The sequence below is a fragment of the Pseudomonas sp. B6(2017) genome (genome assembly GCF_002112765.1).
Lineage (GTDB): Bacteria > Pseudomonadota > Gammaproteobacteria > Pseudomonadales > Pseudomonadaceae > Aquipseudomonas > Aquipseudomonas piscis.
Genome location: NZ_NEIQ01000007.1, coordinates 1 through 21,611, shown reverse-complemented (window position 1 = coordinate 21,611; position 21,611 = coordinate 1). Strand labels below are relative to the sequence as shown.

The following is a 21,611-nucleotide window of genomic DNA, read 5'->3' as shown; positions in this document are numbered from 1 at the left end:
CGTACCTGGGGCTCAGGCTCGCTTGACGGCCTGCAGGGTGTAGCTCAGCGGCAGGCGCCAGGGTGCTTGCTTGAGTCGATATTCGCCGTGTTCGTCGACTTCCATCTGCCCGGGCAGGGCTTCCCATGGAATGCTCTGGTGCTCCACCAAACCGGTGATTTCCAAGCCCTGGCCCAGCAATGCGCTGATGATCTCGCCCAGGCCATGGTTCCATTCGTGGGTGACCGTGGCCTCAAGCTCCTTGTCGGTCTCCACGTAAGTACTGCTGTCATCCCAGACCAAGGGTTCGCTGCGTTCGAAGTAGGACAGTTCCACCCGTAGCGAATCGCTGTGATCTTCGTTGATCGCCCAGAGCATCGGGTGCCCTTCGCGGATGAACAGCCGGCCACCGGGCTTGAGCAGCGCGCCCACGGTCCGGGCCCATTGCTCGATGCTCGGCAGCCAGCACAGGGCGCCGATGCCGGTGTAGACCAGGTCGAAGCTGGCGGCCGGCAACACTTCGGCCGCCTTGAATACATCCGACTCGTGGTAATCGATGGCGGTGTCGCAGCGCTGGGCCAGGGTACGGGCCTCGGCGAGGGAAGCGGGGGAGAAGTCCAGGCCGCTCATCTGTGCGCCCAGGCGAGCCAGGGACAGGGTGTCGGTGCCGATATGGCATTGCAGGTGCACGCCGCGCAGGTCACGGATATCCCCCAGCAGCGGCAGGTCGAAACGCACCACGTCGGAGAGGTATTGCGGGTCGTCGATGAAGCGCTGCACGCAATAGTCCGGCGAGGCGGCATGCAGGGGCGCGCGCTCGTCCCAGTTGGTCTTGTTGAGGTTTACGTAATCGCTCATGGCGCTGTTCCTGGCGTCTATTTAGGCGAGGCGCAGACTAGCACCGGGAAATGAGCGCGATCTTGAGGAAATATGTAAGCGCCGCCGTGCCACTTGTAGCCGTTGCCGAGCTTCCAGGTCATGGACGCATTGCAGCCCTGCGACGGGGTACCGCCCAGACCGTTTTCAGCTTCGGCAACGGTTACAGGCTCAGCTTTGCGGGGCCAGGGCCTGGATGATCTTCTGTTGGTTGGTTTCCAGCTCGCCAGCTGGGTCGGCGCTGTCGGTTTCCAGCACCAGCAACTGACTGCCGCCGGCGCTGATGGCGGCCTTCAGTGCTTCCGACGGCTGGCGGTGATGCAGGACCAGGGCCACGTCGTTGTCCTTGAGTCGAGCCTGCAGTTTTTTCAGGGCTTCGGGCGTCCATTCGTTGTCGGCCCGGGCGTCCACCTCCAGCAACTCCAGGTTCAGGCCGCCGATCAGGTAGCCGAAATGCTCGGACAGGCTCAGTACGCTGAGGTTGTCGGCTTCGGCCAGGCGCGCCTCGCTGGCGGCGCTGAGCTTGAGCAGGCGCTGTTTCAAGTTGGCCAGGTTGCTCTCGATCTGCGGTTTGGCCGCTGGAGCCAGGCGCACCAGGTCGGCCGCCAGTACGTCGGCCATGCGTCCCAGGTTATTGCTCGACAACCATGGCTGGGCGTTCAGGCCGTCGCTCTTGCCCGGTTGCAGGGCGACGCCGGGCAGGGCGCCATCCACCGGTCGTGCGGCATCGATTTCGACGATGCGGATATTGCTGCGCCGGGCGTTGGGATACAGCGGGTCGTCCGGCCAGATCGAACGCAGGCCGATCACCGCGTCGGCACCCTGGGCCAGCTTGCCCAGGGCCGGGGCACCGCGCCCGGTGAAGTAGGCGGTCTGCCGCGAGCCCGGCAGGTTGGCCGGGGCGGCCCGTTCGAGCTTGACATCGGTGCCTTGCAGCAGGATTTGCCCCAGGCCGAAGGTCACCGGCAGCGAGGCCAGCACCGTCAATGGCTGCTGGGTGGCGGCGGGTGCGGGTTGGCGCTGGCGGACATTGTCCGCTGCCGACAGGGTCGGGGCATGGAGCAGGCCGCCGAGAACCAGGACCAGGGCCAGGCGCGGCAGTGACAGATTGGGTGATGAATTGTGCATTTATCCGATATTCCCTTTCAGGCTGGGGACGGTGCCGCGGGCGATGGCGGCGAGGGCGAAGCAGATGCCGGCCACCAGGATGATCGCGGCGCCGGAGGGGACCGGCAGGTCGAAGACGATCGGCAGCAGGATGCCGCACAAGGTGCAGAGGGTGGCGATGCTCACCGAGATCCAGAAGAACCCCTTGAGCGACTGGCTGAGCAGGCGCGCCGCGGCGGCCGGGATCACCAGCAGGGCGCCGACCAGGATTGCGCCGATGACTTTCACCGCGGCCACGGTGATCAGCGTCACCAGGATCACGAACAGGTAGTCCAGGGTCTTCACTGCCACGCCGCGCACCGCTGCCAGCTGTGGGTTGAAGCTGGCCAGCATGATGCGGTTGTACAGCGGCAGGCTCAGGCCCAGGACCAGGCTACCGACGACCAGCAGCACCAGCAGGTCGTCGCCATTGACCGTGAGCACCGAGCCGAACAGTACGTTCTCGAGAATGTGCACGTTGATCTTGCCGGCCAGGATCAGCAGCAGGCTGGCGCCCAGCGCCAGGGACACCGAGAGGAATACCCCGATCAGGGTGTCCGGGGCCAGGCCGGTGCGATTGCGCAGGTAGTTGAGCAGGATGCCGAACAGCAAGCAGTAGCCGAACAGGCTGCCGTAGGGGCCGGTGTAGGGCTCGCCCAGGAGGATGCCGATGGCCACGCCGGTCAGGGCGGCGTGGCCCACGGCTTCGGAGAAAAAAGCGAAGCGCTTGACCACGACCAGGGTGCCCAGGCCGCCGAGCACCGGGCCGATCAGCAGGCCGGCGAGCAGGGCATTGACCACGAAACCGTAGGCCAGGGCTTCCGGCAGGTAGCCTGAAGAGGCCCAGCCCTGGACCATCAGGCGGAAAGCTTCATAACTCATCAGGCAGCGCTCCCGGCGGCTCGTGGATGGGTGGAAAACAGGCTGAGCAGGCGTTCCGGTGTCAGGGTCTGCTGCGCCGGGCCGTCGAACAGCACCCGGCGATTGAGACCGGTGACCCGGTCCGCCAGGCGGCCCACGGCTTCCAGGTCGTGCTCGATCCACAACAGGGTGATGCCGCGCTGGCGCCAGTCCTGGAGCAAGCGCTCGAAGACCTGGATCCCGGCCTCGTCCAGGGCCGACATGGGTTCGTCCAGCACCACCAGTTGCGGTGCCGGAATCAGGCCCTGGGCCAGCAGCACCCGTTGGCGCTCGCCGCCGGACAGGGCGCCCATGCGCCGCTTGCGCTTGTCCTGCATGCCGACTTGCTCCAGGGCTTCGCCGATGGCCTTGGCGTAATGCCGGCTCAGGCCGAGAAACGCCGGCCGGCGCTGGCACATGGCGGCCATGAAATCGTCCACGGTCATCGGCAGGCCACGATCGAACTCCAGGGCCTGGGGTACATAGCCGATGGTGCCCGGGGCGTCCGGCCACTGCAGGCGCAACTGGCCCTGGTGGGGCATCTGTCCCAGCAGGGTCTTGATCAGTGAACTCTTGCCGCCACCGTTGGGGCCGACCAGGGCGTGCAGGCTGCCGGGCTGCACCTGGAACGTCACCTGGTCGAGGATGGTGGTGCGGCCCAGGACCAGGCTGACCTGGTCGAACTCGATGGCCGGGCCCCGTAGCAGGGTCTCGATGGCGGTCATGCCCCGGCCTCCTGGATGGCGCGGACCACGGTATCGAGGTTGCCCTTCATTTCCTTCTCGTACTTGTCGGCGCTGTAGTCGCCGTAGGAAATGTGCGAGAGCGGGTAGAGCTTGACCCCGGATTCACGCTGGATGGTATCGACGTAGGTGGAGGGGAAGTCCATTTCCGAGAAGATCACCTTGACGTCCAGTTCGCGCAGCTGGTCGATGGTCTTCTTCAACTGGCTGGGGCTGGGCTCGATGCCGTGGGCCGGCTCGACCACGGCGGTGACTTCCAGGCCGAATTCGCGCAGCAGGTAGTCGTAGGCGGCGTGCACCGTGGCCACCCGCAGGTCGGCGTTGGGCGCCTGGGTCAGCTTGGCCAGGGCATCGGCGCGCATCTGCCGCAGGCGCTTGCCGTAGGCGCGGGCGTTCTGGGTATAGGTCTTGGCGTTGGCCGGTTCCATCTTGCCCAGCTCCCGGGCGATGTTGTTGACCTGGGCGATGGAAGCACTGATGGACAGGAAGGTATGCGGGTTGACCACCTTGCCGGCGCCGCGGGCGGCGATGCCGGTGGCGGCCAGCAGCGGTACGTTTTCGTTGGCCTCGATCACCGGGATGTCCGGGCGCTCGCTGGTGGCGATCATGCGATCGGCGAAGTCGTCGTGGCCCACGCCGTTGAGCACGATCACGTCCAGGGTGCCGATGCGCTTGATGTCCTCGGCGCGAGGTTCGTAGGCATGGGGGTTGAAGCCGGCCGGGATCAGCGGCACCACGTCGGCCTTGTCACCGACGATGTTGGCCACATAGCTGTAGTAGGGGTGCAGGGTGATGCCGATGCGCAGGCGCTTGGCCCCATCGGCGCTGGCCAGGGGGCTGAGGAGGAGGGCCAGCAGGCTGACCAGCAGCACCTGCAAGAATGGACGACGTGGAGATGAAATGGGCATGGGCTAGTGTTCTTCTCTCGGGGGGAATGCGTGGGCTCAGTGGCGGTGCTGGCGGGTCACTCCGGCATCGAATTGCGCCACCACCTGCTGCCAGCCGGCGGCGATCAGCTGTTGCTGGCCGAGGTCGCGGGGGGCGCTGGCCGAGGGACTGCGGTTGAGCCAGATATCCACCTGGGCGTCATCCTCTGGGGCGATACGCATCAGGAAGGAGCCGGCCACCTGTGGGTTCTGGCTCAGCCCCAGGTAGGCCTGGTCCAGCACCTGCCAGGCATGTCCGCCACGGCTGACCGAGCTGGCGTCCTGGGCGAAGGGTGCGAAACCTTCCTCGGCCAGTTGCGCGGGACTGGGCAGGGCCTGGCCTTCGGTTTGCAGCAGGCGGATTTCGTCGAGGGTCACCCGCAAGTCGGCATAGATCCCTTGTTCGCCGGCGTTCAGGTCGCGGCGGGCATCCAGTTGATGGGCGGCGATGGTGTTGCTGGTGTCCGCCTCGCTGTGCCACAGCACCACGCTGGCGGCTGCGCAGAGGATCAGCAGGCACAGCAGCAGGACATACAGGGTTTCATGGCCGGCGCCGGCGGGGCGCACGACCTGGGTGGTGGCAGGAGTCATGGGGTCTCGATATCCGCTTGGTCGATCTCGACGACGTGGCCGGGGCCGGCATCGAACAGGACGTAGAACTCGCTGGCGGGTTTCTTGAAGGTCAGGGTCGAGTCGGTTCCCAGCTTGCCGGGCACCAGGATGGTCTCGTCGTAGCCGATCACGTCCAGGGTCACGCCTGGGGCGCCGCTACCATCGGAAAAGCCCCCGGTGCAGCGGATCTGCTCGGCGTCGATGGCCTTGCATTCGCACATCGGGTTATGGGCCAGGGCGCTGTGGCTGAATGCTGCGCCAGCGAGCAGCAGGAGCGTGGCGCCGAAGCGTCGGGTGAAGAGTGCGCGGATCATGGTTTGCCTCCTTGTTTTTCGAGCCAGGCCACGGTGGCCGGCGAGGCCTGGCTCAGGGGAATGGCCGCCTGGTGCATGCTGCCGTCCCAGCCTTCCATGGTGATCCACAGCTCGGCGTCGGCCTTGGTCTTTTCCGGAATTGGCAGGCTGGCGCCCATGCGGTACGGGCTGCCGAAGAAGATCACTCCGGCGGCCCGCAGGCTGCGAGGCTTGCCGATGCGCAGGTAGGTGGCCTTGACCGGCTCGATGCAGGCCTGGCACAGGGCGGCATTGAAGCGTTTCAGATAACCGGCGGGGCCGTCGCTGCGCGGTGGCTCGATGCGCATCTCGGCCAGGCGCAGGCTCCAGGGGCCGACCTGGACCTCGCCGATCTCCCGCTCGCCCAGGCCGCTATCACCGCGAAACAGCGCGGCATCGGCGAAGTACTTGGGCATGAAACCCAGGGGAATCAGCACCAGGAGGATATTCAGGTGAAAGCGCCACTTGTGCCAGAAGCGGCTCAGGGATGAATCCGCGGTGGCGGTTTGGGTCTGGCTCACAGGGGACTCTCCGAGGTTTCCCGGCCCAGGGCCGGGGCGGGATTGCGGGCAGGGCGGGCACGGGCGGCCTTTTCCTCGCGCTTGAGGGCGTTGGCGGTGGCCAGGGCGGTGCGTTTGGTCCAGATCAGCAGGCCGCTGAGCACCATCATGCTCAGCACCAGGCCGAAGAAGAACCAGACCAGCTTGATCCAGATCCCGCCGAAGTCCCCGGTATGCAGGGGGCGCATGGATTCGGTGACGAACTCCAGGGTGGAGCGGTCGCCCAGCAGGTACGAGGAGTCCAGGGAGCCGGTGTAGGGGTTGATGTTGGCGGTCTGGAACATCAATGGATACCAGCCGCGCCCGCCCACGTACAGGTGGCTATAGGCATTGCTCGGCAAGCTGACGAAGCTGATGTCGAACCCGGGAATCTTCTGGGTGGCGGTGCCGATGGCCTGTTCCAGGCTGATCATCGGCGCGGGGCTGCCGTCGGTGCTGACCGGCACCTGCTCCCGGGCGATCACCGGGACTATGGGTTCGCTGGAGATGCTGATGTGGTTGTCGCCCAGGATCGCGCGAATGAGAAACCAGATACCGGTGATGGAAATCACCGCGATGAACCAGATCGACCAGATGCCGCTCAGGCGATGGAAGTCGCCCCAGAAGATCCGCGCGCCATGGCGCAGGCGCAGGGTCGGCTTGAGAAAGCCCTTCCAGAACTTCTTGTAGACCACAAGGCCGGTGATCAACGAGATCAGCATCGGTACGCCGAGGAACGATACGAGGTACCAGCCCCAGCTATAGCCGTTGGTGAAGGGCACCAGCCACCAGCCATGCAGGGCGCGGGTGAAGGCCTGGAAGTCGAAGTCCGGGCTCGCGCCCTGGATCGCTCCGGTATAGGGGTTGACGTACAGCGTGGGCGAGCGGCCGTCCGGATAAGTGACGTTGACGCTCAAGGCAAAATGGCTTTCATCCGGGGTGATGATGGTGTCCACCCGGGTCTGGGGTTCGGCGCGCTTGATGGCCTGGACGATCTGGTCGTAGTTCAGGGGTTGGGCGTCGTCCGTGGGTTTGCTGGCACGGACATCGGGGTTGGCCAGCCAGACGATTTCCTGGCTGACTACTGCCAGGGTGCCGGTGACGCAGACGATCAGCACGAAGAACCAGATGGGCAGTGCCAGCCAGCTGTGCACTAGAAACCAGATTTTTGAGCGGGATTTCTTCGACATTGAATGGGCGTCTTGATTCGAGGAGTGGAGCGGCGCTGGAACTCCGGGCTGGCCCTGATGTGGTTCTCGCTGGGCATAGCCATGGCCAACGCGGCCTGCTGCATCTAGTTAAGACGAATGAGAATCGTAAATCCCGAAAGGCGATATGAAAGTAAATGTTACAGAGCCTTCCTGGGCCCAGGAATCAGCATGATGTGTGGATCGGCTGATGCCGGCCCGCTGGCGTTGAGGAGGGATTGCTGGCCACCGGGGCCGGCAATCCGCTGGCGCCAGCGGCGAAAGGTGAAGGCGCTGGGGGGATCACTGCGACTGTTGCTGGAACAGCTCTACGGCGCGCTGCTTGATCTCCTCGACCGTCAGGTTTTCCTTGCGGGTGGCGATGAACCAGACATGCCCGAAAGGATCGCGCAGGGCACCGCTGCGGTCACCATAGAACTGGTCCTTGATCGGTTCCGCTTCGCTGGCACCGGCGGCAATCGCCCTGGCGAAGTAGCTGTCGACATCTTCGACGTACAGATGCAGGCCCACCGAGGTCTTGTGGGCTTCGGGACTGCCCATCGGCGTTTCCTCGCAAGGGCTGCCGAGCATGATGGGCGCGCCGCCGATAAGCAGCTCGGCATGGCCGACACTGCCATCGGGCATGTCCAGGCGCATGGTTTGCTCGGCGCCGAAGGCCTTCTTGTAGAACTCGATGGCTTCGGCGGCCTGGCGGATACCCAGGTATGGAGTGACGCCAATGAAACCTTCGGGAATGGGTTTGACGCTCATGATGGGGCTCCTTGCTCTTGTTATGGGAGGTGGATCGAGCACTTTCACTCTATACCCTCAATGTTGCAGGACCGGGATGGGCCGACGAGGTGCAGTTCGGGCAGCAGCCTTCGGCGATTTGCCCAGGGATCTGGCCCAGCAGTCCCCATGAGCCTTGAGGGCGGATCTTTCGGTTCGACGGTTGCCGTCTCGACATGCCTAAGGTGCCAGGTCATCGCTGGGGGCATCGGGTTCCAGCAGGCGGGCGCCCTGGCCGGTTTCCCCGAGATAGTCGCCCTGGTTGCGCAGCGGACAGCCTTGCATCGACAGGCAGCCGCAGCCGATGCACAGGTTCAGGCGTTCGCGCAGCAGGGTGAGCTGCTGGATGCGGGCGTCCAGCTCGCGGCTCCATTGCTCCGACAAGCGCTGCCAATCCGCGGCGCTGGGCGCCCGGTCATCAGGCAGGGTGGCCAGGGCCCGGCCAATCTCCGCCAGGGGAATGCCCAGGCGCTGGGCCACCTTGATCAACGCCACCCGGCGCAGCACCGAGCGTGGATAGCGGCGTTGATTGCCCTGGTTGCGCTGGCTCTTGATCAGCCCCTTGGTTTCGTAGAAATGCAGCGCGGTGACCGCTACTCCGCTGCGGGCGGCCAGTTGGCCGACGGTGAGTTCCTTGTGGATGGTGTCGTGATCGATCATCGAGGGCGCCAAAAGTGAAAAACGGGCTTGACCTTTACTTAACTAGAGGTTTTACCCTGCCGCATATCCAACCGCAAGATCCTCTTTCGCAGTAGGGAATGACCCATGAGCGCCTTTGAAAGACATCGCAGCTTCACCCAATTGATCGAGTTCGAGATCGAGCCTCATCAACAAGAGGCGCTGGTATCGGCCCTGGCAGCGCAGAGCGAACGGCTGGCCCAGGGCTACGGCGGTTTCCTCAGTGCCAGCGTGCAAGCCAGCGACGATGGGCGGCGGGTGCTCAACTACCTGCAGTGGCAAACCCGCGAGGCCGGCGAGGCGGCGTTCCAGCGTTTCGAGAGTGGCGAGCAGGACTTCTGGCAACTGATCCTGGCGCACCAGGCCAAGACCGTGACCTTCGATTCCTTCCAGGTACGCACCAGCATCGCCCGCAGCCATGACGATGCCTTGCATTGCCACTTGCCGGGCTAGATCGACAACTGCAGGGTGCGCTCGTTGAGGTTGTCCGCAGGCCGGCGCTTGTTCACCGCCAGCTCGCCGATCTTGATCAGCCGGGTCCGGGTGACGTTGCGGCTCAGCCCCAGGAGGTTGGCGGTGTGCACCTGGTTGTAGTGGCTGAAGCGGTAGGCCGCGCGCAAGAGGGCGTCCTCGACCTTTTCGTGGAGCGCGCCGGCCTGCTCCGCGAAGAGTTTCTGGAAGGCCCGCTCCAACAGGCCCTCGGCTGAGTCGTCGGGGCCGCAGTGGCCGTCGTCGGCGCGTTCGATACGCATGTTCGACAAGCGCAGGTCGCCCTCGGCGATAACCCCGTCGCGGCAGATCAGCAGGGTGTGGTGGATGACGTTTTCCAGCTCGCGGATATTGCCCGGCCAGCTGTAGCTCTTGAGCTTGTGCTCGGCCTGCGGGCTGATGCTGATGTTGCCGTAGCCCAGGCGCTGGCTGTAGGCCTCGATGAAGTGCCGAGTCAGCGGCAGGATGTCACCGGGGCGTTCTCGCAGCGGGCTCAGTTCCAGGCCGACCACATCCAGGCGGTAGTACAGGTCTTCGCGGAAATTCCCGGCGTTGATGGCCTTTTCCAGCTGCACGTTGGTGGCTGCCAGCACGCGCACATCGATGGGGATGCTCTTGCGTGATCCCAGGCGCACGACTTCACGCTCCTGCAACACCCGCAACAGCTTGACCTGGATGGCCATGGGCAGGTCGCCGATCTCGTCCAGGAACAAGGTGCCGCCATCGGCTTCCTCGAACCAGCCGGCCTTGGCGCTGAGGGCGCCGGTGAAGGCGCCTTTTTCATGGCCGAACAGTTCGGCTTCCACCAGGGATTCCGAAAAGGCCCCGCAGTTGACCGCCACGAAAGGGCGGTTGCGTCGTGCGCTGAGGTTATGGATATGCCGTGCCACCAACTCCTTGCCGGTCCCGGTCTCGCCAATGATCAGCACGCTGGCCTCGCTTGGCGCCACCTGCTGCAGGTGGGCCAGCAAGGCTTGGGATTTCGGGTCCTCGAACACTTGGGCAGTGGCGCGGATCGAGGTCGCCAGGGCGGGCGAGGGGGGCAGGGTCAGAAGCTGCATGGGCATTCTCCGCAGGCAGAAGGCTAGGAATAGAAAGTCGGGGTCGGCAGGGCCTGGTTCAGCGCCCAGTCCCCCAGCTCATGGAGCTTGTAGTCCAGTGGGTCGTGCAGGGTCTGGGTGCGCAGGTTGCGCCAATGCCGGTCCAGGCCCAGGGAAGCGTGGGTCGAGCGGGCCCCGGTGACCTCGAATAACCGGCTGCACAGCTCCAGGCCCTGGCGGCTGGCGGCGACCTTGGCGGTAGCGATGGCGGTGGCCAGGTGTCCCCGCTCTTCGGCGCCCAGGGCGGGGCCTTTGGCCCAGGCCTGGTCCAGCAGGACGCCAGCTCGTTCCACCAGTAGGCGGATACCTTCCAGGGCCACCCAGAACTCGCCGTAGTGGCTGAGGATGTAGGGATCTTGGCTGATGTCGCGGGCGTTGGAGCGATGCCAGACCCGGGTTTCGCCGAGGGTGTATTGCCGGGCCTCGGCGAAGGCACCTTCGGCGATGCCGAGGAACATGTGGCTGAAGGTCAATTGGGCGATCAATGGGCGCAGGCAGGCGAATGGCGTGCTGAGCGGGCCCGGGTCCAGCAGCAGTTCGGACTCCTCGACCCTGACCCGCTCGAAGGTGGCGCTGCCACTGTCGGTCTGGCGCTGGCCGATATTGTTCCAGTCGTTGTGCAGGGTGATGCCGCTGCGACCGCTGGGAATCGCCGCGATCAGCAATTTGCCGCCGTTGCTCTCGTCCACCGCCGAGGCGATGAGCATTTCCGAATCGCTGGCCCCGGAACAGAAGCTCTTCTTGCCGGAGAATTCGCGCCAGCCCCCCAGGTTCTTGACCACCGTGCGGGTGTCCAGGGGGTTGAGGGCATTGCCCCAGAACCAATTCTTGCGCGCCGTCTGCTCGAACCATGGCTGCCACTGCTCGGGCCGGGCGAACAGGCGCACGGTGGCCAGCATCAGGTGATGGAAGCCGAAGACATGGGCGATGGAGCTGTCGACCCTGGCGAATTCGCGAACGACTTGCAGGGTTTCGCTCCAGGAGGCGCCGAGACCGCCGAACTGGCGGGGAATGCTCAGGGCCAGCAGGCCGCTGTGGCGCAGGGCGTCGCGCTCGGCCTTGGGAGTGCCGCCGCGCTCATCGCGCTCGACGGCGCTCAGGGCGAATTCGGCAGCTAGCTGGCGGGCGGTCTGCAGGGGGGATAACAGGGCGCTTTGCGGTGTGGCAGTCACGCGGTGTTCCTCATTCTTGGCCGTCGCTGCGGCCGGGGAAGGACGGTGCAGGAGCCGTCGCTGGCACCAGGGGCGCCTGGCCACGGCTGGCTGCGAAGCTCAGCGGTTGGGCAGCACGTCGTTGGCGATCATTTCGCCGAACGGCCCGGTCAGGTTGGTCAGGCCACGGCCGGCCAGGCTGGCGTAGGGTTGCGGTAGCAGCGGGAACACCAGTTCGGCGAAGCGGTAGGCCTCTTCAAGATGCGGATAGCCGGAGAAGATGAAGCTGTCGATGCCCAGGTCCGCATATTCCTTGATCCGTTCGGCTACTTGCCGTGGATCGCCCACCAGGGCGGTACCGGCGCCACCGCGTACCAGGCCGACCCCTGCCCAGAGGTTGGGCGCGATTTGCAGCTGGTCGCGGCGCCCGCCATGCAGGGCGGCCATGCGTCGCTGGCCTTCGGAGTCGAATCGCGCGAACGACTGCTGGGCGGCAGCGATGGTTTCGTCGCTGATGTGCTCGATCAGCCGGTCGGCGGCTTTCCAGGCTTGCTCTTCGGTTTCGCGCACGATGACGTGCAGGCGGATCCCGAACTTCACCTGGCGGCCCTTGCGGGCAGCGCGCTTGCGCACGTCGGCGAGCTTCTGCGCCACTGCCGCTGGCGGTTCGCCCCAGGTCAGGTAGACGTCCACCTGGTCGGCGGCCAGTTCATGGGCAGCCTCGGAGGAACCACCGAAATACAACGGTGGATAGGGCTTCTGCACCGGCGGGTAGAGGGCCTTGGCGTTTTGCACATGCAGGTGCTTGCCCTGGAAATCCACGGCCTCGCCTTGCAGGACCCGGCGCCAGATCCGCAGGAATTCGTCGGTAACCTCGTAGCGCTCGCCATGGCTGAGGAAGCTGCCGTCACCACGGTTTTCGTCCGGGTCGCCGCCAGTCACCACGTTGATCAGCAAACGGCCGTTGGACAGGCGGTCAAGGGTCGCGGCCATGCGTGCCGAGACCGTGGGCGAGATGATCCCGGGGCGGATCGCCACCAGATAGCGCAGGCGCTCGGTCAGGGGCACCAGGGCCGAGGCGATGACCCAGGAGTCCTCGCAGGAGCGTCCGGTGGGAATCAGCACGCCGTGGTAGCCGAGGCTATCCGCGGCCTGGGCTACTTGCTTGAGGTAGTTGAGAGTGACCGGGCGCGCACCCTGGGTGGTGCCCAGGAAATGACCGTCGCCGTGGGTCGGGAGAAACCAGAACACATCCATGTTTGCTCCTCAGGCGATTTTCAGCAGTTTGTCCGGGTGCGCGGCAAACAGTGGCGCGGCTCGCTCGGCGGCCAGGCGGATGCGTGCCTGCAGCAGCTCGCTGGTGATCCGGTAGTCGCTGAAGTCGGCCTCGGTGGCATATACGCCGATCGGCAGGGTCAGGGCCTGGAAGAAGCTGAACAGTGGGCGCAACTGATGGTCCAGGACCAGGGCATGCCGCTCGCTGCCGCCGGTGGCGGCCAGCAGGACCGGGGTGTCCACCAGGGCGTTGAGGTCGATCAGGTCGAACAGGTGCTTGAGCAGGCCCGGATAGGAGCCGCGATATACCGGGGCCGCGACGATCAGCAGGTCGGCGTTCTCGATGGCTTGCAACTCGGCCTCCACTTCAGGCGGCAGTTCCTGGCGCGACAGGGCCGCACCCACGGGCCGGGCAATGTCGCCCAGTTCGATCAGGTGGCTGGCGATCGGCAGTTGGCTCGACAGTTCGGCCAGCAGGGCCTGGGTCAGGACCAGGGTCCGGGACGGACGCCAGGTACCACCGGAGAGGGCAACGACATTCAAGGGACGGGACATGGACAACTCCTTGGCAAAGACAGTGGCTCGACGAGCCTTGGCAGGTGCCAGGCCCTGGAGCAAGAGCTGTACCAACCCCCTGTTAGCCTTGTGCCACGTGGCTTGCGCCTTGTGAGCAAGGTTTGGCTGTTGTTGGACCAGCACTGTTTTGTTGATCGGCTGTTGCCAGCGCAACAGTTGCCCTGGCAACAGTTGGATGACGGGATGCGGTTGTTATAAAGGCTGTTTTTTATTCCGCAAAAGAGCGTGTTTCTCTATTTATAGAATCCTTGGGAATATGCCTGTTGATTAGCGTCGATCCATGAACAGTCGATAGCGACTATCGAGCGGGATGATTTTTGCCCCGCGCGGGCCGCGAGTAGCCTGGCTCCATCGTTCGCAACCTGCTCCAGGTGCCCGCCATGAAGGCTTTATCCGTTGTCTTGCTGTTGTTGGTTTCCAGTGTCCTGGCCGGTTGCGCCAGCCCCGGTGCTCCGGAATTGCGCCCCTATACCGCCCAGGAAACCCGCGAGCTGGCCCTGGAAGCCTTGAGCCGGCGCGGCTTGTCGTTCGAGGAGTACCAGCAGAAGAAGGCCGAGTTGCAGGGGCATTCGGCGGCCTTCGATGACAGCGGTGAAATGAGCGCCCAACGTAGTATCAGTCGCATCCAGCCGGCCAGTTGAAGAAGACTGTACCGGTCGAAGTTTCCGTCAACTGTCCGTGGGTTTCGCCGTGGGCGTGGAGTAGGGTCGAAGCCTGACCGACCTGCTCCCGGATTCTTCAAACCATGCCGCTTAGCCCCGACCTGCTGTTGGCGTTCGCCCTGTTTGCCCTGGTCACTTCGATTACCCCTGGCCCCAACAACACCATGTTGCTGGCCTCGGGCGTGAACTTCGGCTTCAGGCGCTCGATTGCGCATATCCTCGGCATCAGCTGCGGTTTCTTCGTGCTGGTGCTGGCGGTCGGCCTGGGCCTGGGGGCGGTGTTCGAGGCTTATCCACTGTTGTACGGCGTGCTGCGCTATGTCGGGGCGGCCTACCTGTTGTACCTGGCGTGGAAGATCGCCCGTTCCGGTCCTCTATCCGATGAGCAGCAGGGCCGGGGCCGGCCCCTGGGGTATTGGGGGGCCGCGGCTTTCCAGTGGGTCAACCCCAAGGCCTGGGTCATGGCTGTGGGCGCCATCAGCACCTATACGCCGCTGCAAGGCTATTTCACCAATGTGCTGTTGATCGCCGCGGTATTTGCCCTGATCAATGCCCCGACCGTCAGTCTCTGGGCGGCCTGCGGCAGCCTGCTGCGCAATGTGTTGCGCAATCCGCGCTGGTTGCGCCTGTTCAACCTGGGGATGGCGGGGCTGTTGGTGCTGTCCTTGGTTCCACTGCTGGTGGAAAGCCTTTGTTAAGTCCCACTTCAATTTTGCGGTCCTGGCCTGTTAAGCTGGCTGCCAGGAGCGTTCCTACGCACTTTTAAATGAAGTCCTCTTCCTTTAAGCATCTGATCGGGTATCGCCTCGCTGACTACCGTTGATGCGCCTGCTGCGAATGACGCGTCGATGGGTCTTCTTTTTCGAGTCGACCCCGGTCCTGGAACAAGCTCTGCAGGTTTTCAGCCATGAACACACGTCCTCTTTATCTTGATTACGCTGCCACCACGCCGGTGGATGAGCGGGTCATCCAGGTGATGCTCGAGTGCCTGGGCTTCGATGGCAATTTCGGCAATCCGGCGTCCAGCTCCCATGCCTTCGGCCAGCAGGCGCGTCGCAGCGTCGAGAATGCGCGGCGGCAGGTGGCGCAATTGGTCGGTGCGGAGCCGGAACAGATCGTCTGGACGTCGGGGGCCACCGAGTCCAACAACCTGGCGCTCAAGGGCGTGACGCAGGCCCGCGGCCATGTCATCACCAGCCAGATCGAACACAAGGCGGTTCTGGATACTGCCCGGCAGTTGCAGGATGCCGGCGTGGCGGTGACCTACCTGGCGCCCGATGCCGATGGGCTGATCGGCCCCGAGGCAGTGAGCCGGGCCATGAGAGATGACACCGTGCTGGTGTCGCTGATGCTGGTGAACAACGAGCTCGGCACTCTCAACGACATCCCGGCAATCGGCCAGGTGGTCCGTGAGCACGGGGCCTTGTTGCATGTGGACGCCGCCCAGGGCGCCGGCAAGGTCGCCATCGATCTCGCCCGCTGGCCGGTGGACTTGATGTCGTTTTCCGCCCACAAGCTCTACGGCCCCAAGGGCATTGGCGCCTTGTATGTCGGGCCCCGGGCTCGCCAGCGATTGCAGGCGCAGATCCATGGCGGCGGGCATGAGGGTGGGCTGCGTTCCGGGACATTGGCCACCCACCAGATTGCCGCCATGGGTGCGGCCTTCGCTTTGGCGGGGCAGTCGTGGCAGGAGGAGACCGCAAAGATCGCCCGCCTGCGCCAGCGGCTGCTCGCGCAATTGGCCGATATCGCCGGCCTGCGCCTCAATGGCAGTGATATCCAGCGCATACCCCATACCTTGAGCCTGACCTTCGCCGAAGGTGGGTTCGATGCCGCCGCATTGAGTGCGTCCATGGCGTTTTCCGCTACGTCGGCCTGCAATTCGGCAAGCAATACCCCGTCCCACGTGCTGTTGGCGCTGGGGCTCGATGCCCGGCAGGCCGGCAGGACCATTCGCTTGAGTCTCGGACGTTTCACCACCGAGCAGGATGTGGACCGTGCAGCACAACTGATCAAGGCGTCACTCGCCACTGCTCCGGCATTCTGGGCCGGAGCCAAGACCTGAGGATCGGGCGGCCCCGATCTTCCATAACAATGATTAGCCGGTTAAGGAGACACAATGAGTACGCAGCCTTCGACCAACGCAGGGGTCCCCCAGCGCCTGGCGCATGTCCGCCAGTTGATGAATCGCGAGGGTATCCATGCCCTGCTGGTGCCCTCGGCCGATCCGCATCTGTCGGAATACCTGCCGGGCTACTGGCAGGGGCGCCAATGGTTGTCGGGTTTCCATGGTTCGGTCGGCACCTTGATCGTGACTGCGGACTTTGCCGGCGTGTGGGCCGATAGTCGTTACTGGGAGCAGGCCACCAAGGAGCTCAAGGGCAGCGGCATCGAGTTGGTGAAGCTCTTGCCTGGCCAACCCGGTCCCCTGGACTGGCTGGCACAGCAGACGCCTGCCGGTGGTGTGGTTGCAGTGGATGGCGCGGTCATGGCGCTGGCGTCGGCCCGTACCCTGGGCGACAAGCTGGCCGAGCGTGGAGCCAGCCTGCGTACCGATATCGATTTGCTCCTGGAGGCCTGGCATGATCGCCCGGCGTTGCCCGACCAGCCGGTGTACCCGCACCTGCCGCCCCAGGCCACGCAAAGCCGGGTGGAGAAGCTCGCGGCGCTGCGTGAGGTGCTGAAGGAGCGTGGTGCGGACTGGCATTTCATCGCCACCCTGGACGACATCGCCTGGCTGTTCAACCTGCGTGGCGCGGATGTGTCCTTCAACCCGGTATTCGTTTCCTTCGCCCTGATCAGCCAGCAACAGGCCACCTTGTTCGTGGCCCTGGACAAGATCGATGCGCAGCTGCGTGCGGTACTTGAAGCCGATGGCGTCAGCCTGCGTGATTATTCACAAGTGGCGGCGGCGCTGGGTGCGGTACCCGGCACTGCGAGCCTGCTGATCGATCCGGCACGGGTCACGGTGGGCTTGCTGGAGCACCTCGATCCGCAGGTACGGCTGGTCGAAGGGCTCAACCCCACGACCCTGGCCAAGTCACGCAAGAGCCTGGCCGATGCCGAACACATTCGCCAAGCCATGGAGCAGGACGGTGCGGCGTTGTGCGAGTTCTTCGCCTGGTTGGACGGTGCGCTGGGCCGTGAGCGCATCACCGAGCTGACCATCGATGAACACCTGACCGCGGCCCGTGAGCGACGTCCGGGTTATGTGTCGCTGAGCTTCAATACCATCGCGGCGTTCAACGCCAATGGCGCGATGCCCCATTACCACGCCACTGCCCAGGAGCATGCGGTGATCGAGGGTGACGGCTTGTTGCTGATCGACTCTGGCGGCCAGTACCTGGGGGGGACCACCGACATCACGCGCATGGTGCCGATCGGTACGCCCAGCGCCGAGCAGAAGCGTGACTGCACCCGGGTGCTCAAGGGGGTCATCGCGCTGTCCCGTGCGCAGTTCCCGCGGGGCATTCTCTCGCCCTTGCTGGATGCCATCGCCCGTGCGCCGATCTGGGCCGAAGGCGTGGACTACGGGCATGGCACCGGGCATGGCGTCGGGTATTTCCTCAATGTCCACGAAGGTCCGCAGGTGATCGCCTATCAGGCGGCGCCGACACCGCAGACGGCGATGCAGCCGGGGATGATCACCTCCATCGAGCCCGGGACCTATCGCCCTGGACGTTGGGGGGTGCGTATCGAGAACCTGGCGTTGAACCGCGAGGCGGGCAGCAGCGAGTTCGGCGAGTTCCTGCGTTTCGAAACCCTCACCCTGTGCCCCATCGATACCCGTTGCCTGGAGCCTTCGTTGCTCACCCAGCAAGAACGTGAGTGGTTCAATGCCTATCACGAGGAAGTGCGGCAGCGCCTGAGCCCCCTGTTGCAAGGGGCGGCGCTGGATTGGCTGCAGGTGCGTACCGCGGCAATCTGAAAACCACCATCACCCGCGCAAGGCGGGTGATGCCAAGGAGCGTGCTCCCGGTGAAGGCCACCGGGAGCACTCGGCCTTACTGTGCAGCCAGTGCTTCGCGCACGAAATCCAGGCGGTCCTGGCCAAAGAACAGTTCGTCTCCCACGAACATGCTGGGGGCACCGAACACTCCTCGCTGCAACGCTTGCTCGGTCTTGTCCTTGAGCCTGGCCTTGACCTCTTCATCATTGCTCAGGTCGAGGATCTGCTGTGGATCGAAACCGCTTCGTTCCAGGACCTGGGTCACGGTGGTGGGGTCGTTGAGGTTCTGTTTGTCGACCCAGAGTGCGCGGAACAGGCAGTCGATGAAGTCGACGAAACGTTCCGGCAGGCGCATCTGCACACCGGTGGTTGCGCGCATCAGCAACAGGGTGTTGATGGGGAAGTGCGGGTTGAAGCTGAGCTGCACCTGGTAGCGCCGGGCGAAACGTGCCAGGTCGTGCAACATGTAGCGCCCCTTGGCGGGGATGCTGATGGGGGAGGCATTGCCTGTGGTCTTGAAGACGCCTCCCAGCAGCATGGGGTGGTAGATCAGTTGGCTGCCGGTCTGGGCACAGATCTGCGGCAGTTGGGTGTAGGCCAGGTAGGCGGTCGGGCTGCCCAGGTCGAAGAAGAACTCCACGCTTTTGCTCATGATCGAATCTCGATGATTGTTCTTGCAGAGAGGGGTCACCAGCGCTCGCTCCAGGGGCGCAGGTCCATCTCGAAGGTCCAGGCATCCCGGGGTTGGCTGTGCAGGTACCAATAGTTCTCGGCGATATGCTCGGGATCGAGAATGCCGTCCTGGTCCTTGAGGGCGTATTTCTCGGGGAATGTGCTGCGGATGAAGTCGGTATCGATGGCGCCGTCGACTATGACGTGGGCCACATGGATATTCATTGGCCCCAGCTCGCGGGCCATGCTCTGGGCCAGGGCGCGAATGCCGTGCTTGGCTCCGGCGAAGGCGGCAAACCCGGCGGCACCCCGTATCCCGGCGGTCGCGCCAGTGAACAGGATGGTGCCGCGCTGGCGGGTAGCCATGCGCTTGGCCACTTCACGGGCATTGAGGAACCCGGAAAAACAGGCCATTTCCCAGATTTTGAAATACTTGCGCGCCGTTTCCTCGAGGATGCTGCACGGCACGTTGGCACCTATGTTGAATACGAAGGCTTCGATGGGGCCGAGCTGCGTTTCGATCTGTTCGACCAGGGCGATCACTTCCTCTTCCTTGCGGGCGTCACACGCGAAGCCATGGGCCTCGCCGCCTGCCTGCTGGATGCTTTGCACCAGAGGTTGCAGTTTGTCCGCGCTGCGCCGGGTTACGCAGGCGATGAAACCTTCGGCGGCGAAACGTTTGGCAATGGCGCCACCTGTGGCATCGCCGGCACCAACCACCAGTACGACTTTCTTCTTGTTCAAGGTCATGAGGGGCTCGCTCTTTGGTAAACGATCGTTAGGTAAACGAACGTTATGCTATGATTTTTCACTCGTCAAGAATGTCTAGGGGAGCTTTCAGGGATGCGTTATTCCGCCGGTCACAAGCAGGAAACCCGTGAACGCCTGTTGCAGAGCAGTTCGGTCCAGGCCAAGGACGAAGGTTTTTCCACTGTTGGGGTCGATGCCTTGATGAAGGCCATCGGCCTGAGCGGCGGGGCTTTCTACAGCCATTTCGCTTCCAAGGACGAGCTGTTCGGTTCGATTGTCGAGCGCGAACTGCGCCAGAGCCTGGAGCGTCTGGCAGGCAACGGCCAGCACGATCGGGAGAAGTTGCGACGCTGCCTGAAGCAGTACTTGAGCATGGCCCATGTGCAGCAGCCGGGAGCAGGCTGCGCGTTGCCGGCGCTGGGGGCGGAGATTTCCCGAGGCCCTGGGGAGGTGCGCCAGCGGGCCGAGGATCTTATCTATCGATTACACCAGGCCTGGGCGCAAACGCTGGGCAGCGAGAGCCTGGCCTGGTCGATCCTGGCGCAATGCGTGGGGGCCCTGGTGGTGGCGCGGATGCTGGTGAGCCCGAGCCTCCAGGAGCAGCTCCTGGCCGGCAATCATGAACAGATCATCGGACAACTGGAGCGCCTGTCCCAAGACTGAGAAGTCGGGTTATTTGCAGATCACGATCATGCTGCGGCTGGTATAGCCGGCAGGGTTAAGGCCGAAGGGGTAATCCCCTGGATCTTCGACCGCATCGCCTGATTTGGCGATCACCTTGTAACCTTTCGGTCCGCAGGACTCGCTTGCCTTGGTGTAGCACTTGTCCCAAGAAGAGGACAAACCCGAGCAATTGATGTGGAGTCCTTTTTTACCCCGTTTGACTTCGGTCTTGCTGGTGGTTGCCGCACAACCTGTAATGGCAAGTATGGTCAGCAGAATCAAAAATCGTTTCATCCCCGTCCTTATCGCTAGCCTCGGATCTGGTGCCCGAGTGTGACTGCAGTATCTGGCGTCTTTTGCGTTGGCGATATCCCTGTCCGACAACTTCCTGGGTGACGTTGAACAGCCGGCTAAACATGGCCTAATTGAGCGTCAATTACCAGAGTTGCTTCTCAATCAGCTGCAACTAATGGCTTTGAGTCGCGGCGCATGGTCAGGGTGGCCCCAACGGAAGCGAGGATGATGCAAGCGATTGCGGCCCATTGAGCCAGGGACAGGTATTCATGCAGGAACAGCAGGCCGGAGAGTGCACCGAAGGCAGGCTCGATGCTCATCAGGGTGCCGAAGGTTCGTGCGGGGATGCGAGTCAGCGCGACCATTTCCAGGCTGTAGGGCAGTGCGGTGGATAATACGGCCACCCCCAGCGCTACGGGGATCAGGGATGGAGTGAGCAGTGCCGCGCCGGCATGGGCGATACCTATGGGGGCGACCAGCAGTGCTGCGATCAACACGCCAAGGGCTGCTGTCTGGATCCCGTTCTCAGCACCGGCCTTTTGGCCGAAGAGGATATAGAGCGCCCAGCAGATTCCCGCGCCCAATGCATAGCTGGCACCGACCAGGCCGATGGCGGTCTCGGTGGCTCCGGTCGGGATCAGTAGCACCAGGCCGACGATCGCCAGGGCTATCCATAGAAAGTCCTGTGACCTGCGCGAGGCGCAGAGAGCTACGGCCAGTGGGCCGGTGAACTCCAAGGCCACGGCGATTCCTAGTGGCACGCTGCGCAGGGACATATAGAAGAGGAAGTTCATTCCACCCAATGCCATGCCGTAGACCAGCACCGTGCGTAATGTCTTGCCGGTGAACCTGGCACGCCAGGGTCTTAGCAGGAGCAGCATTATGACACTGGCGAAAACCAGCCTGAGGGCTGTGGTGCCTTGCGCGCCCACGACGGGGAACATGCTCTTGGCCAGGGAGGCTCCTGATTGGATCGAGGCCATGGCAATAAGCAGCAGGCCGACCGGAAACAAGGTCGAGGCGAGGCTGCGGGGGTGGTCGTTCATGCAGGGCGTCCAAGGTATGGGGAAGAAAGAGTACTTGGCGCATGATGCTCAACTAACGTTAGATGAGCAATATAGTGCGCAAAGTCTTTTTCATGCTTCTATATAGAGGTGTCGAATCGGCTGTTTTGCGTTGAGTCATAGAAAATGCAAATTAATGCTTGACGGCAGATTCTACAGGTCTATAATTCGCCCCACTTCCGGCGCAGTCGAAACGGAAAACTCCTTGAGATTCAACGAGTTACGAAGATTTCGACAGCGGTCACGCTTCAGTTCAGCG

General features: G+C 63.7%; 25 protein-coding genes. 6 read left to right on the top strand and 19 right to left on the bottom strand.

Going from position 1 to position 21,611, the window contains the following annotated elements; translation table 11 throughout:
- Nucleotides 1–12: 12 nt before the first annotated feature.
- From CAG11_RS13160 to soxR, 11 genes are all read right to left on the bottom strand, one after another.
- The gene (locus CAG11_RS13160) at nt 13–837 is read right to left on the bottom strand and encodes a bifunctional 2-polyprenyl-6-hydroxyphenol methylase/3-demethylubiquinol 3-O-methyltransferase UbiG (RefSeq protein WP_085596685.1); all 825 of its coding nucleotides are present in this window, start codon (nt 835–837) and stop codon (nt 13–15) included.
- A 189-nt stretch (nt 838–1,026) separates the two neighbouring features.
- Nucleotides 1,027–1,983 carry a metal ABC transporter solute-binding protein, Zn/Mn family gene (locus CAG11_RS13155; protein WP_085596684.1) on the bottom strand — a complete coding sequence of 319 codons (957 nt, stop codon included), beginning with the start codon at nt 1,981–1,983 and terminating at the stop codon, nt 1,027–1,029.
- Nucleotides 1,984–2,883, bottom strand: a complete 900-nt coding sequence (locus CAG11_RS13150) for a metal ABC transporter permease (RefSeq protein ID WP_022639961.1) — start codon at nt 2,881–2,883, stop codon at nt 1,984–1,986.
- Nucleotides 2,883–3,626, bottom strand: coding sequence for a metal ABC transporter ATP-binding protein (locus CAG11_RS13145; protein ID WP_053133004.1), 744 nt, complete (start codon nt 3,624–3,626; stop codon nt 2,883–2,885). The genes CAG11_RS13150 and CAG11_RS13145 overlap by 1 nt, the downstream gene beginning before the upstream one ends.
- Complete coding sequence (locus tag CAG11_RS13140; protein ID WP_085596683.1) at nt 3,623–4,552, bottom strand: metal ABC transporter substrate-binding protein; 930 nt, start codon at nt 4,550–4,552, stop codon at nt 3,623–3,625. The genes CAG11_RS13145 and CAG11_RS13140 overlap by 4 nt, the downstream gene beginning before the upstream one ends.
- A gap of 36 nt (nt 4,553–4,588) precedes the next feature.
- On the bottom strand, nt 4,589–5,161 hold the full coding sequence (locus CAG11_RS13135; protein WP_085596682.1) for a DUF6162 family protein: 573 nt from the start codon (nt 5,159–5,161) through the stop codon (nt 4,589–4,591).
- On the bottom strand, nt 5,158–5,496 hold the full coding sequence (locus tag CAG11_RS13130; protein ID WP_085596681.1) for a hypothetical protein: 339 nt from the start codon (nt 5,494–5,496) through the stop codon (nt 5,158–5,160). Before CAG11_RS13130 ends, CAG11_RS13135 begins: the two co-directional genes overlap by 4 nt.
- A complete protein-coding gene (locus CAG11_RS13125; protein WP_085596680.1) occupies nt 5,493–6,035 on the bottom strand; it encodes a thiamine pyrophosphate-binding protein in 543 nt (180 codons plus the stop codon). Before CAG11_RS13125 ends, CAG11_RS13130 begins: the two co-directional genes overlap by 4 nt.
- Entirely contained in the window at nt 6,032–7,243 is a 1,212-nt protein-coding gene (locus CAG11_RS13120) for a PepSY domain-containing protein (protein ID WP_031320230.1), read from the bottom strand. Before CAG11_RS13120 ends, CAG11_RS13125 begins: the two co-directional genes overlap by 4 nt.
- Before the next feature lie 300 nt (nt 7,244–7,543).
- Complete coding sequence (locus CAG11_RS13115; RefSeq protein WP_085596679.1) at nt 7,544–8,011, bottom strand: VOC family protein; 468 nt, start codon at nt 8,009–8,011, stop codon at nt 7,544–7,546.
- A 198-nt stretch (nt 8,012–8,209) separates the two neighbouring features.
- On the bottom strand, nt 8,210–8,689 hold the full coding sequence (gene soxR, locus CAG11_RS13110; protein WP_022639954.1) for a redox-sensitive transcriptional activator SoxR: 480 nt from the start codon (nt 8,687–8,689) through the stop codon (nt 8,210–8,212).
- Nucleotides 8,690–8,794: 105 nt separating this feature from the next.
- Between soxR and CAG11_RS13105 the strand changes: the two genes are divergently transcribed.
- A complete protein-coding gene (locus tag CAG11_RS13105; protein WP_085596678.1) occupies nt 8,795–9,160 on the top strand; it encodes an antibiotic biosynthesis monooxygenase in 366 nt (121 codons plus the stop codon).
- Here CAG11_RS13105 and CAG11_RS13100 read toward each other — a convergent pair.
- From CAG11_RS13100 to msuE, 4 genes are all read right to left on the bottom strand, one after another.
- Nucleotides 9,157–10,257 (bottom strand): sigma-54-dependent Fis family transcriptional regulator, encoded by a 1,101-nt coding sequence (locus tag CAG11_RS13100; protein WP_022639952.1) that lies wholly within the window; start codon nt 10,255–10,257, stop codon nt 9,157–9,159. The two genes, CAG11_RS13105 and CAG11_RS13100, sit on opposite strands and share 4 nt — an antisense overlap.
- Nucleotides 10,258–10,280: 23 nt before the next feature.
- Nucleotides 10,281–11,468, bottom strand: coding sequence for an acyl-CoA dehydrogenase family protein (locus CAG11_RS13095; RefSeq protein WP_053132987.1), 1,188 nt, complete (start codon nt 11,466–11,468; stop codon nt 10,281–10,283).
- Between the two features lie 99 nt (nt 11,469–11,567).
- Nucleotides 11,568–12,704, bottom strand: a complete 1,137-nt coding sequence (gene ssuD / locus CAG11_RS13090) for an FMNH2-dependent alkanesulfonate monooxygenase (RefSeq protein ID WP_085596677.1) — start codon at nt 12,702–12,704, stop codon at nt 11,568–11,570.
- 9 nt (nt 12,705–12,713) lie between these two features.
- Nucleotides 12,714–13,277, bottom strand: a complete 564-nt coding sequence (gene msuE, locus CAG11_RS13085; protein ID WP_085596676.1) for an FMN reductase — start codon at nt 13,275–13,277, stop codon at nt 12,714–12,716.
- Between the two features lie 401 nt (nt 13,278–13,678).
- Here msuE and CAG11_RS13080 point away from each other — a divergent pair, with 401 nt between their 5' ends.
- From CAG11_RS13080 to CAG11_RS13065, 4 genes are all read left to right on the top strand, one after another.
- Nucleotides 13,679–13,939 (top strand): hypothetical protein, encoded by a 261-nt coding sequence (locus tag CAG11_RS13080; protein WP_085596675.1) that lies wholly within the window; start codon nt 13,679–13,681, stop codon nt 13,937–13,939.
- A 104-nt stretch (nt 13,940–14,043) separates the two neighbouring features.
- Complete coding sequence (locus tag CAG11_RS13075) at nt 14,044–14,658, top strand: LysE family translocator (RefSeq protein ID WP_085596674.1); 615 nt, start codon at nt 14,044–14,046, stop codon at nt 14,656–14,658.
- Nucleotides 14,659–14,867: 209 nt separating this feature from the next.
- Nucleotides 14,868–16,025 (top strand): aminotransferase class V-fold PLP-dependent enzyme, encoded by a 1,158-nt coding sequence (locus tag CAG11_RS13070; protein ID WP_085596673.1) that lies wholly within the window; start codon nt 14,868–14,870, stop codon nt 16,023–16,025.
- Nucleotides 16,026–16,079: 54 nt separating this feature from the next.
- Nucleotides 16,080–17,888: an aminopeptidase P family protein gene (locus CAG11_RS13065; protein WP_085596672.1), complete on the top strand. Its 1,809-nt coding sequence runs from the start codon at nt 16,080–16,082 to the stop codon at nt 17,886–17,888.
- Nucleotides 17,889–17,964: 76 nt separating this feature from the next.
- Here the strand turns inward: CAG11_RS13065 and CAG11_RS13060 are convergent, their stop codons facing one another.
- A complete protein-coding gene (locus CAG11_RS13060) occupies nt 17,965–18,561 on the bottom strand; it encodes a 2-hydroxychromene-2-carboxylate isomerase (protein ID WP_085596671.1) in 597 nt (198 codons plus the stop codon).
- 35 nt (nt 18,562–18,596) lie between these two features.
- Nucleotides 18,597–19,331 carry an SDR family oxidoreductase gene (locus tag CAG11_RS13055; RefSeq protein WP_022639865.1) on the bottom strand — a complete coding sequence of 245 codons (735 nt, stop codon included), beginning with the start codon at nt 19,329–19,331 and terminating at the stop codon, nt 18,597–18,599.
- 93 nt (nt 19,332–19,424) lie between these two features.
- On the opposite strand from CAG11_RS13055, the gene CAG11_RS13050 reads away from it, so the two are divergent.
- Complete coding sequence (locus CAG11_RS13050) at nt 19,425–19,994, top strand: TetR/AcrR family transcriptional regulator (protein ID WP_085596670.1); 570 nt, start codon at nt 19,425–19,427, stop codon at nt 19,992–19,994.
- Between the two features lie 9 nt (nt 19,995–20,003).
- Here the strand turns inward: CAG11_RS13050 and CAG11_RS13045 are convergent, their stop codons facing one another.
- Nucleotides 20,004–20,288 (bottom strand): hypothetical protein, encoded by a 285-nt coding sequence (locus tag CAG11_RS13045; protein WP_031320227.1) that lies wholly within the window; start codon nt 20,286–20,288, stop codon nt 20,004–20,006.
- Nucleotides 20,289–20,446: 158 nt separating this feature from the next.
- Complete coding sequence (rhtA, locus tag CAG11_RS13040) at nt 20,447–21,334, bottom strand: threonine/homoserine exporter RhtA (RefSeq protein ID WP_085596669.1); 888 nt, start codon at nt 21,332–21,334, stop codon at nt 20,447–20,449.
- Between the last annotated feature and the right edge of the window lie 277 nt (nt 21,335–21,611).